A 15,603-nucleotide genomic window follows, 5' to 3' on the forward strand; every position below is an offset into this window, starting at 1 on the left:
GATGATTCCCAGAGGCGGTGGGGAACATCTGAAGTCGCGCTCGACACGCGGGTGCTACCAGGGGGCTGGCCGTCTGTTCCGGAGGAGTGTCCCGGAAGGTCCGTCGTCGGAAAGCGTTGCGGCATGGACGATGTCGTCCGCGGACTCCTTCACGGATCGTCGCGCCGACGGCATCATCCTGGTCCGCGTCGGCCCTGGGTTCACCGCGTTCACGAGCACCCCGGTGTCCTTCGTGTGCGCTGCCAGCATCGTGGTCAGCCCGTTGACCGCTGTCTTCGACACCGAATAGCCGGGTGCGCCGGTAAAGAGCCCTCCGTCGAAGGTTCCGGTCCCGCTCGAGACGAAGACCACTCGGCCCCATCCTCTGCTGATCATCCCCGGGACGAAAATCTGAGCCACCCGCCAGCCGCCCAGCAGGTTCACCGCCAGGGTGCGTTCGACGAGATCCAGCGACACGGACAGCGGATCTGTGCCGCCGTCGAGCAGGACACCCGCGTTGCAGATCAGTACATCGACCGCGCCGACCTGCTCCGCAGCCCTTCGTACGCTCTCGGCGTCGGTGACGTCCAGCACCTGGGCCCCGTTCGTCCCTCCGGCCTGTCGTGCGGTGGGCACGACCCTCAGCCCCCGCCGGGAGAGTTCGGCGGCGACGGCTTGCCCCAGCCCTCGGTTGGCTCCGGTGACCAAGGCGGTGCGTTGTTCGGCCATGGTGCTCCTCACTACCTGACTGAATGTCCGGAACACCATGGCCTGGAAGTGTGAGACGCGGCTGGTGCCGTGGTGGAGCCGGGCACCGGGGCGGATCAGGAACCCAGGGATTCCCCAGGCCTCGTCGGTATCCCTTTCTTCGCATGGCTTCCGGCGGAGGGACAGGGTGTGGACGACGCGGCGGTGCCCACCACACGGGCCGAGCGCGGGACGCGGGACGACCGACCGGTCGGCGTGAGGAGAATGCCTCGCTGGTACGTGACTCTGTTCACGAGCGATGCGATGGAGCGGTTCGGTTTCTATGGTCTGCAGGCGATTCTCGTGCTGTATGCGTCGGCGCCGGCGGAGCGTGGGGGCCTCGGCCTCGCCATGGCGGACGCGGCGGCCTTGTTCGGGGCATGGATCGGATTGATGTTCATGTTGTCGCTTGCAGGCGGCTGGGTGGGTGACCGCTGGCTCGGCAACCGGACCGCGCTGCTCGCGGGCTGTGCGGTGAATGTCGTCGGCTACCTCCTCCTGTCCATTCCAGCCGGATGGACGGCCGCCGTGGCGCTGCCCATGCTGGCGATCGGGGGCGCCGTCTACAAGCCGAACCACCAGGCGATGATCAACATGATGTTCGGTGGCAGCCGGAGCAGGGAGGCCGGCATCTCGCTGATGTACGTCGCTTCCCAGGTGTCGGCGCTGCTCGCACCGTTGATCGCCGGCTACCTCGGCGAGCGGGTCAGCTGGCATCTCGCCTTTTTGGCTATCGCCTTGGTGCTCCTGGCCACCACGGTTCAGCTCCGGGTGACCTCCGCCCAGTTCCACGGCGTCGGTGCCACGGCGATCCGGCCGCTCGACGCGCCGGAGCGTCGGACGCTGATACGGCGGCTGGCCCTGTTGTGCCCGGCGATCGTGGTGGTACTGGCGGGGCTCGCGATCGCTGGTCTGCTCAGCGCCGTCGTGGCGATCGGATTGATCGGGCTGCTCAGCGTGGTGACACCGATCATCTGCTATGTCCGGCTACGAGCCGATCCAGCGCTGGAATCGGACGACCGCAGGCGACTGACCTTCTTTCTGTTCGTATACTTGGGTTCCGCGCTGTTCTGGATGATCGTCGCCCATGCCGCGTCACTCCTGAACCTGTTCGCGAGGGATCACGTCGACCTCGAGGTGCTCGGGTTCGTCATGCCCGCGAGCTGGTTGCAGGCGGCGACCCCGTTGTTCATTCTCCTGTTGGCGCCGGTGATCGCCTCGGCGTTGCCACGTTGGGGAGGACGGCACAATGTCGGCACCAAGTTCAGTGTCGGCCTGCTTCTTGTGGGCGCGGGCTTCCTGGTCATGTCGGTGGCCACTTCGCTGGTGAGCGCCGACGGCACCAAGATCTCGCCCTGGTGGATGGTGCTCGTCTATCTGACGCACGCGTGCGGGGAAGTGATCATCGCGGCGGTGACGATCTCCGCCGCGGCGGACGTGCTGCCCGCGGGATTTCTGGGGCGAACACTGGGGATGCTGTGGCTGTTCGCCGGTCTGGGCGGCGGCATCGGCAGTGGCGTGGTCCGGCTCAGCACGGTCATGCCGGAACCGCTCTACTACTCGCTTCTCGGCTCGGCCGCGATCCTTTGCGGGGTCGCCTTCTGGGTGGGGCGCCGCGCACTGACACGCGGTTTGTCCTGACGCGACTCACCGCGAATTCGTGAACCTCTGGGTTCCTGTTGAGGGGAAGGTCAAATGCTGCGTGCTGGAGGCCCGGCCTGCCGGGCTGATCGCGTCCCCACTGTCTACAAGGGACACAAAAACACCCCCGTGTGCCCGCTTTGGGCGCTTTGCGCGGAGGTCGTGAGTGGCGTTTCGGGTTAGAACCCGAAACGCCACTCACGACCACCCCGCGCCGACCACGCCACGTTCGCCCTTCCCCTCAATAAGTCAAGGAGATGATGGTGGATCAGGGATTGTCCGGAAAACGGGTGCTGCTGACCGGAGGCAGCAAAGGAATCGGACGGGCCACCGTGCTGGCGTTCGCCGACGTCGGTGCGACGGTCGTCGCGGGCCACCGCACGGAAGACGAAGACGCGCAGAGCCTGGCCCGGGAACTCAAGGAGCGTGGAGCCGGGCATCGAGTGGTTCAGGCCGACGTCACCACGCGTGCGGGAGCGGCCGCCCTGGCAACAGCCGCGGCGGATACGCTCGGCGGACTCGACGTTCTGGTGAACAACGTCGGTGTGGACGGATCTGCGCCTTTCGAAGAGCTCCCGGAACAGGAATGGCACCGTGTCTTCGAGCACAATGTCACCGCCGCCTACCTGGTCACCCAAGCCGTGCTGGGCCTGCTGGGGGCCGGTGCCGCGGTGGTGAACATCGGATCTTCGGTGGCACAGCGCGGCCGGGTCAACGGAGTGCATTATTCCGCCTCCAAGTCCGCGTTGACGGGATTCACCAGGGCCCTCGCGAAAGACCTTGGCCCACAAGGTATTCGCGTGAACCTGGTCGCACCGGGGCTGACCGAGACCGAACCGGGTGCGGGCCTGCCCGCACCCGTCGTGGACCGCATCACCGGGATGACCGCGCTCGGCAGGTTGTGCGGTCCTGAGGACGTCGCCGGCGCTGTGCTCTTCCTCAGCGGAGACACGTCCCGCTACATCAGCGGGGCGACTTTGAACGTGGATGGAGGGATCTGATGTACGCCGCTATCACCTATCGGGTCAAACCGGGCCATGAGACCGAAATCGCCGAGATCTTCGCCGCATTCCAGCGAGTGGACGACCCCCGGTTCCGGGACGCGGACGACAGGCGGGCCGGGCGACTGCTCGGGACCGCCGTGTTCATCAAGGACGACGTGATGGTCCGGGTGATCCACTATGAAGGTGACTTCTCCGCGATCGCCGGGCATATGGCGAGTCAGCGTGGTGTCCACCTGATCGAAGAGAAACTGGCACCCTATCTCGAGACGCCACGGGACACGAGTACCCCGGCTGCCTTCGGCGCCTACTTCCGTGACGCCACCATGCAGGTCATCTCCCAGTTCTCCGTGGAGTCGCACCCCGCGGCGGGATGAGACCTCGCGATTTCGGCCGTTCAGCGGGCTTGGAGGGAGTTTCCAGGCAGGTCGACCAGTCTTGAGAAGCGATGGAAAACACGCGGGACCGATATTCGGAAAGGTCTTTCGATGAACGCATCTGGTGCGGCCACCAGCCCGGTCATAACGGGTATCGGTGTGGTGGCGCCGACGGGTATCGGCATTGCGGAACATTGGCAATCGGTTCTGGCAGGCAAATCCGGCGTCACCAGGATCACCCGGTTCGACCCTTCGAACTACCCGGTCCGATTTGCCGGGCAGCTGCCGAACTTCCTCGCCGAAGAGCGGGTACCCGGCAGGCTGATCCCACAGACGGACCGCTGGACACATCTGGGGCTCGCCGCGGCCGAAGCGGCTCTGGCCGACGCCGACGTGCGACCCGCGGAGTTTCCTGACTACGAGATGGCCGTCGTCACCGCGAGCTCGTCCGGCGGAACCGAATTCGGCCAGCACGAGATGGAGCGCCTGTACCTCGACGGTCCGTCGGGTGTCGGGGCCTATCAGTCGATCGCCTGGTTTTACGCGGCGACCACGGGACAGATCTCGATCCGTTTCGGCATGCGTGGTCCCAGCGGCGTGCTGTGCTGTGAACAGGCGGGTGGTCTGGACGCGTTGAACCAGGCCCGCAGACTCGTTCACGGTGGTTCTCGTCTGGTGGTCAGTGGTGGCACCGACGCTTCTCTTTGCCCCTACGGCCTGGTCGCTCAGCTTTCGACCGGGAAGCTCTCCACTGTGGATGATCAAAATCGCGCCTACCTGCCATTCGATGCCGAAGCGAGCGGCTATTTGCCGGGCGAAGGCGGCGCCATCCTGATCGTGGAAAGCGCGCGGAGTGCTCAGGACCGTGACAAGGGATCCGGTTACGGTGCGATTGCGGGCCACGCCGCCGGTTTCGACCCCCCTCCGGGGTCGGCACGGCCGCCGGCACTACGGCGCACGATCGAGCGGGCACTCGCGGACGCGCGCGTCAATCCGGAGGAGGTGGACGTCGTTTTCGCCGATGCCGCGGGCGTGCGGGCAGATGATCTTTCCGAAGCCCAGGCCATCAGCGCGGTCTTCGGTTCGCGTGGGGTGCCGGTGACGGCACCGAAGACGTTGACCGGACGGCTGTACGGCGGAGGCGCATCGTTGGACGTGGCCACGGCGCTGCTCGCGATCAGGGACGGCGTCATCCCGCACACGGTCGGCTCGGCCCGGCTGGCACCCGGCTGCGATCTCGATCTGGTGACCAACCAGCCCCGGGACGGGAGGGTGCGTACCGCGTTGGTCCTCGCGCGCGGTCACGGTGGCTTCAACGCGGCACTCGTACTCACGGATCTCCCCAGGGCCAAGGCGCTGTGAACAGTGAAAGGGACGAGAAGATGACGGACAGGTTCACCTTCGAGGAATTGAAAGAGATCCTGCGCGCGAGCGGGGGAGTCGACGAAGAAGTCGATCTGAATGGTGATATCGCCGATGTCGAATTCGGTGCACTCGGCTACGACTCGCTCGCCGTACTGGAGTTCGCCAGGCAGGTGGAGCGCCGCTACGGCTTTTCGATTCCGGACTCCGCGATCGCGGAGATGCCCACGCCGGCGAAGGCCGTCGAATTCATCAATGCCCAGTTCGTGGAGGCGAGGATCTGAAATGGCAGGGCACACCGAGAACGAGATCGTCATCGACGCACCCATGGACCTCGTCTGGGAAATGACCAATGACATCGGATCATGGACGCGGCTCTTCAGTGAGTACTCGGAGGCGACCATCCTGGAACGACGTGGCGAGACCGTCATCTTCCGGCTTTCGTTGCATCCGGACGAGAGCGGGAAGGTGTGGAGCTGGGTTTCGGCGAGAACACCGGACGCGGCGACCAGGACGGTGCGTTCTCAGCGTGTGGAAACCGGTCCATTCAAGTACATGTGGATCTTCTGGGAGTACCTCCAGACCGAGCGGGGTGTCCGCATGCGCTGGGTGCAGGACTTTGAGATGAAGCCGCAGGCACCGATCGGTGACGAGGCGATGCGTGAGCGACTGGATGGCAACACACCGGTGCAGATGCGGTTGATCAAGGACAAGGTGGAAGCGGCCGCACGCGACGGTGCCGCCGTCGGCTGACCCGACCACGTCGGCTGGAGGTGCGCGGTGCTCGAGATCGTGATTCCGGTGGTTCTGCTCGCGAACGGGTTGGCGGCAGGAGTGCTGGTCGGCACCCAGCTCGGTGGCTGGCCCTTGCTCGATACCTTGCCCGCCGCGCGCTATGTGCAGGCGCACGGGTTCTTCTCGACACGCTATGACCCGTTCATGCCCCTCTGCTTCCTCGGCACGGTGCTCGGTGATGGGGTGCTCGCACTAACGGCGGATCCGGCAGGCGCCCAGGTGCTGTTCGGTGCGGCAGGCCTGCTGGCAGCGGGCACGGTCGTCATCTCCCTGGCGAAGAACGTCCCTGTCAACAAGTGGATTCGCACGTTGGACCCCGAGAACCTGCCGGACGACTTCGCGGAAAGGGATCCGCGACGGCATTGGGGTGGCTGGAACCGCGCCCGGACCGTGTCGGCGACGTCGGCGCTGCTGGCCAACTGCGCCGCGGTGGGGCTGCTGTTGTGAAAGATCATCGATCCGATCAGGACGCGGAGGGGAAGATGGATCTCGGTTTGAAAGGCAAGAAGGCGCTCGTCACCGGGGGAACCCGGGGAGTGGGCCGCGGCATCGTGCTGGCTCTCGCGAGGGACGGCGTCGACGTCGTCACGTGCTTCCGCCAGGACAAGGAAGCGGCCGCCTCGCTCGAACGGGCACTCGAGGAGATCGGCGGTGCGCACCACGTGTTGCCCGCGGACCTCGCTGATCCCGCGCAGGTCACCGATCTGATCGGCGAATGCAAGTCGCGGTTGGGCAGGCTGGACATCGTGGTCAACAACGCCGCCGCGATCAGCCACGTCCCGTACCTGGAACTGGACGTCGCCGAATGGCAGCGCATCGTCGACACCAACTTGACCGCGGTACACCTGGTTGTCCAGCAGGCGTTGCCGCTACTCACCGCCGGCGGCTCGGTGATCGGGATCAGCTCGAAGTCCATCGAGGTCGGCATCCCGTTACGGGCCCACTACACCGCCACCAAGGCGGCGTTGCACGGCCTGAACCGCACACTGGCGCGGGAGTTCGGTCCGCAGGGAATCCGGTTCAACGTCCTGTCGCTGGGCATGATCCACACGGAAGCCTTGGAGGCTCTGCCTGCCGAGCAACGCGACGCGATGGTCACGCGCTACTCGGAGAAGACTTCGCTCGGCAGGCTCGGTTCTCCGGAAGAGGTCAGCGACGTGGTGCGGTTCCTGGCCAGCGATCTGGCCAGGTACGTAACCGGTGGCGTCATCCCGGTGGACGGAGGGATCTCGTGACGGGCGACGCTTTCCGCGTGATGCTGCGGATGCAGATCAACCCCGGCGCCGAAGGCGACTTCGAGCGGGTTTGGCTGGAGATAGGCGATTCTGTGACCTCCCACCCCGCCAACCTCGGACAGTGGTTGTCCCGGTCCGAGGACGAAGGCGTCTACTACATCGTCAGCGATTGGGTGAGCGAGGCGCTGTTCCGTGAGTTCGAGACCAGCGACCGCCATCTGGAGCATCGGCGGAAACTGCACCCGTTCCGCTCCGGCGGCTCGATGACCACCATGCGCGTGGTGGCGTACCTGCCGGGCACGGCGAGCACCGAGTCTCCTCACGACTGGGAACGAGCGCGGTGAGCGGCGGAGTGCGGGTCCTGTTGTACCACGCGACCGAGGAGCCGGACCGGATCGAGGCCGCCTACCACGAGGCCAGTGTCCGGCTGGCCGGCGTCCCCGGACTGCTCGGCAACGAGCTGCTGCGGTCCACTTCGGACCCGAGCGGGTTCGTGGTGGTCAGTTCGTGGAGCGATGTCACCGCCTTCGAGGAGTGGGAGCGTGGACCGGAGCACCGGGCCCAGACCGCACCGCTGCGTCCGTTCCGGGACACGCGGTTGTCCAGGCCGTTCGACATCTACCAGGTGCGAGCCACCTACTGAGCAGGAGAGCCGTCATGCGGTCACCCGTACCCGAGCGCCGCGAGCGGGAACAACGATCCCGTCGGGCGTGGAGCAGGGCAGGCGGGATGTTGGTGTGGTCGCTGGGGACCCTTGGCGGCTGCATGGGCGGACTCGTACTCCCGTCCGATGACCGCGATGAACCGTCATCGGCCCGGGTCTCAAGGGAGGGAAGGACCTCATGACGGCCACCATGGATGCCGCCGACAGCGTACAGCGGGAGCCGGAACCCGAGTGGGTGTCCTGCGCACGGTGCCGGATGCTGTTGTACGGCAAGCGCTTCGCGCGGTCGGCCAAGGTCTGTCCCGGCTGCGGCTGGCACAGCAGGCTGACCGTGCGTGATCGGCTCGATTCGTTACTGGATCCAGGATCGGCGAGGCCGGTGAAACCTGCGGCGGCGGTTCACGATCCCCTGGCTTTCACAGACCTGGTGCCCTACACCGAACGGCTGGACCGTGCCCGGCGGGAAACCGGTCTGGAGGACGCGGTCCAGGTGGTGTCGGCGACGTTGAGCGGTCGCCCGCTCGTCGTGGCGGCGATGGACTTCCGGTTCCTCGGCGGCAGTCTCGGCTCGGCCGCGGGAGAGGCGATCGTGACCGCCGCGGAAACCGCGCTGGCAGGCAGGATGCCGCTGCTCGTGATCACCGCGTCTGGCGGGGCACGAATGCAGGAGGGCGCTCTCTCCCTGATGCAGATGGCGAGAACCAGCAACGCCATGGCCGCCCTCGACGAAGCGGGCCTGTTGACCCTCACCCTTGTCACCGACCCGACCTTCGGCGGGGTGGCGGCGTCGTTCGCGACCTTGTCGGATGTGATCGTCGCCGAACCAGGCGCGAGGATGGGGTTCGCCGGGCGCAGGGTCATCGAGCAGACCATCCGGGAGAGCCTGCCCGAGTCGTTCCAGACCGCCGAGTTCCTGTTCGAGCATGGTCTGATCGACGGCGTCTCGCCTCGGAAGGAACTGCCGCAGCTGTTGGCGGTCCTGGTGGGCGCGGCGGCGCCGCCTGCGGACGGCTGGAGTGACGGTGTACCGGACCCTGTGCTGCGAGACCCGGAAACCCTGTCTTCTCCGGCCATCGACGAGGTGGTCCGGCGTGCCCGCGTCCTCGGCAGACCGACCACACTCGATCATCTCGCGAACTGGACCGACGGTTTCGTCGAACTGCACGGGGATCGCGCCGGGCACGACAGCCCGGCGATCGTGGGCGGGCCGGCCGAGCTCAACGGCCTGCCGGTGATGGTGATCGGCCACCAGAAAGGCCGTACCACCGAAGAACTCGTGCGGCGAGATTTCGGGATGCCGTCCCCGGCCGGCTACCGCAAGGCGATCCGCTTGATGCGGCTGGCCGCCAAACTGGGGATACCGGTGGTCACCCTGGTCGACACCCCTGGCGCACATCCGGGGCCGGAGGCAGAGCGGACCGGGCAGTCGAACGCGATCGCCGAATGCCTGCGGGTCATGGGCGGGCTCCCGGTGCCGGTGGTCACCGTGATCACCGGGGAGGGCGGCAGCGGCGGAGCGCTGGCGCTGGCCGTCGCGGACCGCGTCCTGTTGTGCGAGAACGCCACGTACTCGGTCATCAGTCCAGAGGGGTGTGCCGCCATCCTCTGGCGCAGCTCTGCCACGCCTGCCGTGTCCGCCGCCGCCGAGGCGCTGCAGGTGGGGGCGAAGTCGCTGCTGTCCCTGGGGGTGGTGGACGGAGTGGTGCCCGAGCCGCCGGGTGGCGCGCACCGGGATCCGGCGGCTGCCAGCGCGCTCGTACGTGACGCAGTGGTCTGCGCGCTGCGTGAACTGCACGGGCGGGACAGCGACGCTCTGGTGGCGGCGAGGCGTGCAAGGTTCCGGCGATTCGGCTCGGCCGAGGTCCGCCCGAAGACCAGGGAGACGGTGAAATGATCGAAAGGCATCCCGAGTTCACTGCGAGCCGGGATCTGTCGGATGTGCTGGGGTTCGAGACCGAAATGCTCAAGCTCGGCGCCGAGGACGCGATGGAGATCCTCTGCCGCAGCCTGGCCGAGGTCGTCACCTCGACCGAGCGGGTGCCGAAGCGCGCGAGGGTGCGGCTGGGCAGCGCGACCATCGATGTGGAATGGCCGGTCGTCGAAGGCGGGCGACCACCTTCCGACGTGGAGCCGGCGAAGCCCGCCGCGGCGTCACCTGCGACCGAAACTCCGACGATACGCACGCCGGTGGTCGGCACCTGCTACCTCGCGCCGGAACCCGGTGCGAAGCCGTTCGTGGCCGTCGGTGACGTGGTCGAACGCGGTCGGCAGGTGGCGATCGTGGAGGCGATGAAGCTGATGAACCCGATCGTCGCGGACCGAGCGGGGCGGGTGACGCGGATCCTCGTCGCCGACGCCGAGCCGGTCGAGTACGACCAAGCACTGATCGCCATCGAACCCGAGGTGCCGGAATGAGCTCGCTGCCGCGGCCGATCGGGAATCGGCGTACCGAACCCGTCTTCAAGACCCTTTTGGTGGCCAATCGGGGCGAAATCGCTCTCCGGGTGGTTCGGACCTGCCGCGAGATGGGCATCCGCACGGTGGTCGCGCACTCCACGGTCGACAAGGAGTCGGCCGCCGTGCTCGCCGCCGACGAGGCGGTCCAGATCGGCCCGGGTGCGGCCAAACAGAGCTATCTGTATCCACCCGCGCTCATCGAGGTCGCGTTGCGGACCGGGGCGGAAGCGGTTCATCCCGGTTACGGTTTTCTGTCCGAGGACCCGGATTTCGCGGAGATCTGTGTGAGTAACGGGCTCGCCTTCGTCGGCCCGCGGCCCGAAGTAATGGCCCGGCTGGGGGACAAGTCCTTGGCCAGGCGCCTGATGAGCGAGGCCGGCCTGCCGCTGCTTCCCGGGACGACGAAACCGGTGAACGGGTCGGCCGAGGTTCTCGCCGAGGCACGGCGAATCGGCCTGCCGTTGATCATCAAAGCATCGGCGGGCGGGGGCGGCCGGGGAATGGCGATCGTCCGAGAGTGGGCGGAGTTGCTGCCGACCTATCGGTCGACCAGGGCGACCGCACGGGCGGTGTTCGGCGACGAGCGGGTGTACCTGGAACGTTTCTGGGAAAACGCCAGGCATGTCGAGATCCAGCTGCTCGCCGACGAGCACGGCAACGTCGTTTGCCTCGGCGAGCGGGACTGCTCGGTGCAGCGGCGTCACCAGAAGCTCGTCGAAGAGAGCCCCGCACCCGGCTTGGCCGCAGGGCTGTCCGGAATACTCGCCGAAGCCACGGCCCGAGGGGCGCGAGCGGTCGGCTACACCGGCGCGGGCACCTTCGAGTTCCTGGTCTCCGGTGAAGAGGCGGCCTTCATGGAGGTCAACTCGCGTATACAGGTCGAGCATCCGGTGACCGAAATGGTGACCGGTATTGATCTCGTCCGCGAACAAATCCTGGTCGCGGCGGGCCTGCCGCTCTCCCTTCGGCAAGAAGACGTGAAACCGCGTGGCGTCGCGGTGGAGTGCCGGATCAACGCGGAGGACCCCAGCCGGAACTTCGCCCCCTGCCCCGGCAAGCTCGTCGAATTCTCCCCGCCCGCCGGCCCGTTCGTCCGGGTCGACACACATGCCTATCCCGGCTGGCGCGTTCCGCCGGACTACGATTCCTTGCTGGCCAAGGTGATCGTGTGGGCGCCGGATCGGGCACAGGCGCTCGCCAGGATGGACCGCGCGCTGGCCGAGTTCCGGATCGGTGGTCCTGGTATCCACACGACGAGGGACGCGCTTCGCGAGATCATCCGGAACCCGTCCTTTCGTGAAGGCACTCACGACACTTCATTGCTGGAACGAATGGCCGATGTCTCCGTCACGTCGGCGAGTTGACCCCGAACAAAGGAGTCCACAATGCCCATCACAGCGATCAGATACGGTATCAAGGCCGGTTGCGAAGAGCAGATCGCCGAGATCTTCGCCGACTTCAAACGTACTGGCTCGCCAGTCGTGCTCGACGACGATGGCAACGAAGTCGGGCGCATCTTGTCGACCGCTGTGTTCATCGAGAACGACATCATGGTGCGATTCGTCGAATACGAAGGTGAACTTGCCGACATCGCGCGATTCATGGCGACTCAGCCTGGAGTGCGCGAGGTCGAGCGCAAACTCAAGCCCTATCTCGCCCGGCCGAGAGACACGGGATCGGTCGAAGGATTCACCAAGACCTTCGAGAGGAGCACCATGCGCTGCATTTCCCAGCTCTCGGCCGACAAGCCAGACGTCCCTTGATGCCCGCCACGGTGGCCGACCTGCTCAGCGTGCTTGCCCTGATGGGCAGCGGAACGGTGGCCGGCGTGCTGTTCGCGGTCGCCCTGAGTACCTTGCCCGCGTTGATCGCGATGCCGCCCGGCCGCTACGTCTACGCGCAGAAACTGCTCGGGCGCAATTGGGACCCCACCATGCCCGTACTGGTGCTGAGCTCGACCCTGATCGAAATCGTGCTCGCTGTATTGATGCCGGGAACGGCCGCGGTTCTCCTATTCGGTGGCGCGGCTGTCTCGCTGCTCGGAGTGTCCGTGGTCTCCCATTGGTGCAACGTGCCGATCAACCGGCAGACAAGGGAACTGGATCCGGATCGGATGCCCGACGACTGGCATGATCCGCGACCCCTGTGGCGCCGATGGCATTTCCTGCGCACCGCGCTGGCGATGCTCGCTCTGGCGTGCACCGCAGTCGCTGTCACCATCGCCTGATCACACTGACGCGTTTGGAGGAAGTCCGATGAAGCTCGGGGTGAACATCGCGCCGAACGGCGCACCGGCGGTGGCGTCGGCCGCGGAACGGCTCGGCTACGACGTCGCGTTCGTTCCCGAGGGCTACCGTACGGACGCCATCAGCGTGCTCGGTATGCTGGCCGGGCGAACCGAACGGATCGGTCTCGCAGCCGGTGTACTCCAGATTCCCGCGCGTTCGGCAGTGATGACCGCGATGACGGCGTCCACTTTGGAGACCTTGGCCCCTGGGCGTGTCCGGCTGGGGCTCGGAATCTCCAACGCGCATATCTCCGAGGGATGGCACGGTGTCCGATTCGATCGCCCGCTCCGCCGTACCAGGGAGTACATCGAGATCGTACGGCTCGCGTTGAACGACGAGCCCGTGCGATATCGAGGCGAACTCAACGAACTGCCGCTTCCGGATGCACGAGGTGAACCCTTTCAGCAATTCGGCTCGGCGCACGCTGCGGCCGTACCGATCTACCTGGCGGCCATCGGACCGCGCAGCCTCGAACTGGCGGGCGAGGTCGCCGATGGCTGGTTCGGTGTGTTCTGCTCACCGGACCGGATCACCGAATCGCTTCCCCACATCCGATCGGGGCGGGACAAGGCGGGTCTGCGATACAAGGGATTCGAGGTCGCTCCCTCGGTACCCGTCGTCGTCGGCCGGTCGCCGGACGAGGCGGCGGACGCCGTCCGGCACTACATCGCACGGTTCGTCAGCCTCGGTAGCAAGGAACACAGCTTCTACCACAGCCTGATGAAAACCATGGGGTACCCGAACGAGGCCGATGAGGTGCACGATCGGTATGGCGCCGGTGATCACGCAGGTGCCGCCGCAGCCGTGCCATTCGGGTTCATCGACGCGACGGCCTTGCTCGGGCCCCGCGAACGGATCGCGGAAAAGATGACCGCGTACGCCGAGGCGGGAGTGACCACACTGGCCTTGTCGCCGTTCGCGCGCGCGATCGAGGAACAACAGTCCATCTTGCGTGTCGCCGCTGAAGCGCTGGACCACGCAGGGCTCGCCTGACCGCCTTCGTAAAGGAGTGCGCCATGTCCACGGAACTCACCGGGCTCACGTTCCCGTTCCCGCAGCCACCCGACTTCACCCTGCCCGCCGAGTTCACCCGGTTACGCGCGCGGCAACCGGTCACCGAGGTGACCCTGCCGTCCGGGGACCGGGCCTGGCTGGTCACCCGGTACACGGACGTCCGCAAGGTTCTGGCGGACGCCAGGTTCAGCCGCGCGGCCGCCGAACTGCCAGGTGGCCCGCGGATGGGGAACACCAGTCCTGGCCCGGAAACCATCCTCGGTATGGACCCGCCCGATCACACCAGGCTGCGCCGGCTGGTCGCGCCGGCTTTCACCACCCGCCGGATCGAGGCTTTGCGGCCCCGGGTCGAAGAACTTGCGAACGACCTGATGATCGAGGTGGCGAGTGGCCCTCGGTCCGCCGACCTGCTCGGGCAGTTCACCGCCGCGCTGCCGAGCAAAGTCATCTTCGAACTGCTCGGTGTGCCCTATTCGGATTTCGGGACGCTGCATGGCTGGACTGACGTGATCTTCAGCCTGTCCTCGCACTCTCGCGACGAGGTGGGGGCGGCGCGAGCGAGTATCGAGCGGTTCCTCGTCGAGTTGGTCGCGGAAAAGCGCGCTCACCCGGCCGGCGACCTGCTCAGCGTCCTGATCGCCGCTCGCGACGAGCAGGACAAGCTGTCCGAAACCGAGTTGGTCAGCTTCGCGCTGATCTTGATCACCGTCGGCCATATGAGTACCGCGAGCACGTTGAGTACCGCACTGTTCACTCTGCTCCGCCTGCCCGAGCAGATGGCGCGACTGTACGCCCAGCCCGACCTCGTTCCGAGCGCCATAGAAGAACTGCTGCGGCACAACACTTTCGCGCTGACCGGTACTCAGCTGAGGGTGGCACTCGAGCACGTTCGGCTGGGCAACGTCACGATCCGCGCCGGAGACGCCGTACTGGCCGCGCTCGGCTCGGCCAACCACGATACCGAGGTATTCGACCGGCCGGACCGTGTCGATTTGACTCGGTCGCACAATCCGCATATGGCCTTCGGCTACGGAATCCATCACTGCCTCGGTGCACAACTGGCGAGACTGGAGATGCAAGAGGCTCTTTACGCACTTATGCGCAATATTCCGGGCACCCTTCGGCTGGCGGTGGCGCCGGCGGAGGTCGAACTCAAGACCGGACTGACGGCCCGTGCGCTGGCGAGTTTGCCGGTGCGTTGGTGACACGAAACCGTCAATGAATCACGCACTCCTCCGGCGGTTGGTTCGAGTTCCTGAAAAACCCTTGAAGTGCGCCCGAGTCCTCGGCGCCTTGCTAAATTGGGCCATGCAGGGGCACGAACCATTATCACCAGTGATCGCGGAGGGGATATGTCCACTCAGGAAGAGGATCTGGCGCCGGCGAGAGAGGCGGAAGCCGACACTGATCTGAGAACCCGCCCACAGAGTCCGGAAGGGACCTGGGCGGTGCGAGTGACTTTCGCGGATGGGACGCGGAACGAACGCGGCTTGTTCGCCTTCGCCGCCGAAGGGCTGCTCATCCAGACCAACACCGGCAGTCAGACCACCGGGATCGGAAAATGGAGGCGGACCAGGGAGGGGTTCCGGTTCACCTTCCGCGAGCAGGCCTTCGACGACGACAACGAGTTCGCTTTCGACGTGCACGTGGACCACGAAGGAAGGCTTACGTCGGGGGACACATTCACCTCGCATGGAACCGGTACGGCAGTGGACGCCGATGGGCAGATAGTGCGGGTCTCGGAGACGACGGTGACCGCCGAGCGTTATTGAACCGGCGGCTTCCGGACGGGCGTGCGAAACGCCCGTCCGGAAGCGGTTTCGCTATCCGGTCCCTTGGTCGAAGAACGACTCGGCACGAGCCAATGATTCCCGCTCGCCGTCCGGCACGTCGGCCTCGAAGAAGATCGCCTCCACTGGGCATTCCGGCACACAGGCGCCGCAGTCGATGCATTCCACCGGGTCGATCACCATCTGCGCTCCCGAGTCGTGGATACAGTCGACAGGGCACACGTTCACGCACGACCGGTCTTTGACGTCGGTG

At 66.2% G+C, this 15,603-nt stretch carries 20 protein-coding genes; 18 read left to right on the top strand and 2 right to left on the bottom strand.

From position 1 onward, the window contains the following. Window positions 1-54: 54 nt before the first annotated feature. Window positions 55-708 (bottom strand): SDR family NAD(P)-dependent oxidoreductase, encoded by a 654-nt coding sequence (locus tag AC069H_RS14135; RefSeq protein WP_478232521.1) that lies wholly within the window; start codon window positions 706-708, stop codon window positions 55-57. 168 nt (window positions 709-876) lie between these two features. Here AC069H_RS14135 and AC069H_RS14140 point away from each other — a divergent pair, with 168 nt between their 5' ends. The 18 genes from AC069H_RS14140 to AC069H_RS14225 all read left to right on the top strand — a co-directional run bounded on the left by AC069H_RS14140 (window position 877) and on the right by AC069H_RS14225 (window position 15,332). Further along, window positions 877-2,367 (top strand): peptide MFS transporter, encoded by a 1,491-nt coding sequence (locus tag AC069H_RS14140; protein WP_478232522.1) that lies wholly within the window; start codon window positions 877-879, stop codon window positions 2,365-2,367. 257 nt (window positions 2,368-2,624) lie between these two features. After that, window positions 2,625-3,368 carry an SDR family NAD(P)-dependent oxidoreductase gene (locus tag AC069H_RS14145; RefSeq protein ID WP_478232523.1) on the top strand — a complete coding sequence of 248 codons (744 nt, stop codon included), beginning with the start codon at window positions 2,625-2,627 and terminating at the stop codon, window positions 3,366-3,368. Continuing rightward, window positions 3,368-3,745 carry a SchA/CurD-like domain-containing protein gene (locus tag AC069H_RS14150; protein WP_478232524.1) on the top strand — a complete coding sequence of 126 codons (378 nt, stop codon included), beginning with the start codon at window positions 3,368-3,370 and terminating at the stop codon, window positions 3,743-3,745. Before AC069H_RS14145 ends, AC069H_RS14150 begins: the two co-directional genes overlap by 1 nt. Before the next feature lie 111 nt (window positions 3,746-3,856). After that, window positions 3,857-5,107, top strand: a complete 1,251-nt coding sequence (locus AC069H_RS14155) for a ketosynthase chain-length factor (protein WP_478232525.1) — start codon at window positions 3,857-3,859, stop codon at window positions 5,105-5,107. A 20-nt stretch (window positions 5,108-5,127) separates the two neighbouring features. After that, a complete protein-coding gene (locus AC069H_RS14160; protein WP_478232526.1) occupies window positions 5,128-5,391 on the top strand; it encodes an acyl carrier protein in 264 nt (87 codons plus the stop codon). 1 nt (window position 5,392) lies between these two features. Further along, window positions 5,393-5,860 carry an SRPBCC family protein gene (locus tag AC069H_RS14165; protein WP_478232527.1) on the top strand — a complete coding sequence of 156 codons (468 nt, stop codon included), beginning with the start codon at window positions 5,393-5,395 and terminating at the stop codon, window positions 5,858-5,860. 27 nt (window positions 5,861-5,887) lie between these two features. After that, window positions 5,888-6,349 carry an anthrone oxygenase family protein gene (locus AC069H_RS14170; protein ID WP_478232528.1) on the top strand — a complete coding sequence of 154 codons (462 nt, stop codon included), beginning with the start codon at window positions 5,888-5,890 and terminating at the stop codon, window positions 6,347-6,349. A gap of 35 nt (window positions 6,350-6,384) precedes the next feature. Further along, window positions 6,385-7,137, top strand: coding sequence for an SDR family NAD(P)-dependent oxidoreductase (locus tag AC069H_RS14175; protein ID WP_478232529.1), 753 nt, complete (start codon window positions 6,385-6,387; stop codon window positions 7,135-7,137). Beyond that, window positions 7,134-7,481 carry an antibiotic biosynthesis monooxygenase family protein gene (locus tag AC069H_RS14180; RefSeq protein WP_478230535.1) on the top strand — a complete coding sequence of 116 codons (348 nt, stop codon included), beginning with the start codon at window positions 7,134-7,136 and terminating at the stop codon, window positions 7,479-7,481. Before AC069H_RS14175 ends, AC069H_RS14180 begins: the two co-directional genes overlap by 4 nt. Further along, entirely contained in the window at window positions 7,478-7,780 is a 303-nt protein-coding gene (locus AC069H_RS14185) for an antibiotic biosynthesis monooxygenase family protein (RefSeq protein ID WP_478232530.1), read from the top strand. Before AC069H_RS14180 ends, AC069H_RS14185 begins: the two co-directional genes overlap by 4 nt. A gap of 199 nt (window positions 7,781-7,979) precedes the next feature. Then, window positions 7,980-9,695, top strand: a complete 1,716-nt coding sequence (gene accD / locus AC069H_RS14190) for an acetyl-CoA carboxylase, carboxyltransferase subunit beta (protein ID WP_478230536.1) — start codon at window positions 7,980-7,982, stop codon at window positions 9,693-9,695. Further along, window positions 9,692-10,216, top strand: coding sequence for an acetyl-CoA carboxylase biotin carboxyl carrier protein (locus tag AC069H_RS14195; RefSeq protein ID WP_478230537.1), 525 nt, complete (start codon window positions 9,692-9,694; stop codon window positions 10,214-10,216). The genes accD and AC069H_RS14195 overlap by 4 nt, the downstream gene beginning before the upstream one ends. Next, on the top strand, window positions 10,213-11,622 hold the full coding sequence (locus AC069H_RS14200; RefSeq protein WP_478232531.1) for an acetyl-CoA carboxylase biotin carboxylase subunit: 1,410 nt from the start codon (window positions 10,213-10,215) through the stop codon (window positions 11,620-11,622). Before AC069H_RS14195 ends, AC069H_RS14200 begins: the two co-directional genes overlap by 4 nt. A 21-nt stretch (window positions 11,623-11,643) precedes the next feature. Further along, window positions 11,644-12,021: a SchA/CurD-like domain-containing protein gene (locus tag AC069H_RS14205; protein WP_340682682.1), complete on the top strand. Its 378-nt coding sequence runs from the start codon at window positions 11,644-11,646 to the stop codon at window positions 12,019-12,021. Further along, window positions 12,021-12,485, top strand: coding sequence for an anthrone oxygenase family protein (locus AC069H_RS14210; RefSeq protein ID WP_478232532.1), 465 nt, complete (start codon window positions 12,021-12,023; stop codon window positions 12,483-12,485). The genes AC069H_RS14205 and AC069H_RS14210 overlap by 1 nt, the downstream gene beginning before the upstream one ends. A 28-nt stretch (window positions 12,486-12,513) precedes the next feature. Continuing rightward, on the top strand, window positions 12,514-13,539 hold the full coding sequence (locus AC069H_RS14215) for an LLM class flavin-dependent oxidoreductase (protein WP_478232533.1): 1,026 nt from the start codon (window positions 12,514-12,516) through the stop codon (window positions 13,537-13,539). Window positions 13,540-13,562: 23 nt separating this feature from the next. Next, window positions 13,563-14,765: a cytochrome P450 gene (locus AC069H_RS14220; protein WP_478232534.1), complete on the top strand. Its 1,203-nt coding sequence runs from the start codon at window positions 13,563-13,565 to the stop codon at window positions 14,763-14,765. A gap of 243 nt (window positions 14,766-15,008) precedes the next feature. Then, on the top strand, window positions 15,009-15,332 hold the full coding sequence (locus AC069H_RS14225; RefSeq protein ID WP_478232535.1) for a hypothetical protein: 324 nt from the start codon (window positions 15,009-15,011) through the stop codon (window positions 15,330-15,332). A gap of 51 nt (window positions 15,333-15,383) precedes the next feature. On the opposite strand, the gene AC069H_RS14230 is transcribed toward AC069H_RS14225, so the two are convergent. Then, window positions 15,384-15,533, bottom strand: coding sequence for a 4Fe-4S dicluster domain-containing protein (locus AC069H_RS14230; protein ID WP_478232536.1), 150 nt, complete (start codon window positions 15,531-15,533; stop codon window positions 15,384-15,386). Window positions 15,534-15,603: the final 70 nt, after the last annotated feature.

The sequence above is a fragment of the Amycolatopsis sp. NPDC043887 genome, assembly GCF_056435665.1.

Bases quoted from the DNA above. Each gene is read 5' to 3' on its own strand.
- AC069H_RS14135 (WP_478232521.1), bottom strand. From the start codon at position 708: ATGGCCGAACAACGCACCGCCTTGGTCACCGGAGCCAACCGAGGGCTG.
- AC069H_RS14145 (WP_478232523.1), top strand. From the start codon at position 2,625: ATGATGGTGGATCAGGGATTGTCCGGAAAACGGGTGCTGCTGACCGGA.
- AC069H_RS14150 (WP_478232524.1), top strand. From the start codon at position 3,368: ATGTACGCCGCTATCACCTATCGGGTCAAACCGGGCCATGAGACCGAA.
- AC069H_RS14155 (WP_478232525.1), top strand. From the start codon at position 3,857: ATGAACGCATCTGGTGCGGCCACCAGCCCGGTCATAACGGGTATCGGT.
- AC069H_RS14160 (WP_478232526.1), top strand. From the start codon at position 5,128: ATGACGGACAGGTTCACCTTCGAGGAATTGAAAGAGATCCTGCGCGCG.
- AC069H_RS14165 (WP_478232527.1), top strand. From the start codon at position 5,393: ATGGCAGGGCACACCGAGAACGAGATCGTCATCGACGCACCCATGGAC.
- AC069H_RS14175 (WP_478232529.1), top strand. From the start codon at position 6,385: ATGGATCTCGGTTTGAAAGGCAAGAAGGCGCTCGTCACCGGGGGAACC.
- accD (WP_478230536.1), top strand. From the start codon at position 7,980: ATGACGGCCACCATGGATGCCGCCGACAGCGTACAGCGGGAGCCGGAA.
- AC069H_RS14195 (WP_478230537.1), top strand. From the start codon at position 9,692: ATGATCGAAAGGCATCCCGAGTTCACTGCGAGCCGGGATCTGTCGGAT.
- AC069H_RS14200 (WP_478232531.1), top strand. From the start codon at position 10,213: ATGAGCTCGCTGCCGCGGCCGATCGGGAATCGGCGTACCGAACCCGTC.
- AC069H_RS14205 (WP_340682682.1), top strand. From the start codon at position 11,644: ATGCCCATCACAGCGATCAGATACGGTATCAAGGCCGGTTGCGAAGAG.
- AC069H_RS14210 (WP_478232532.1), top strand. From the start codon at position 12,021: ATGCCCGCCACGGTGGCCGACCTGCTCAGCGTGCTTGCCCTGATGGGC.
- AC069H_RS14215 (WP_478232533.1), top strand. From the start codon at position 12,514: ATGAAGCTCGGGGTGAACATCGCGCCGAACGGCGCACCGGCGGTGGCG.
- AC069H_RS14220 (WP_478232534.1), top strand. From the start codon at position 13,563: ATGTCCACGGAACTCACCGGGCTCACGTTCCCGTTCCCGCAGCCACCC.
- AC069H_RS14230 (WP_478232536.1), bottom strand. From the start codon at position 15,533: ATGGTGATCGACCCGGTGGAATGCATCGACTGCGGCGCCTGTGTGCCG.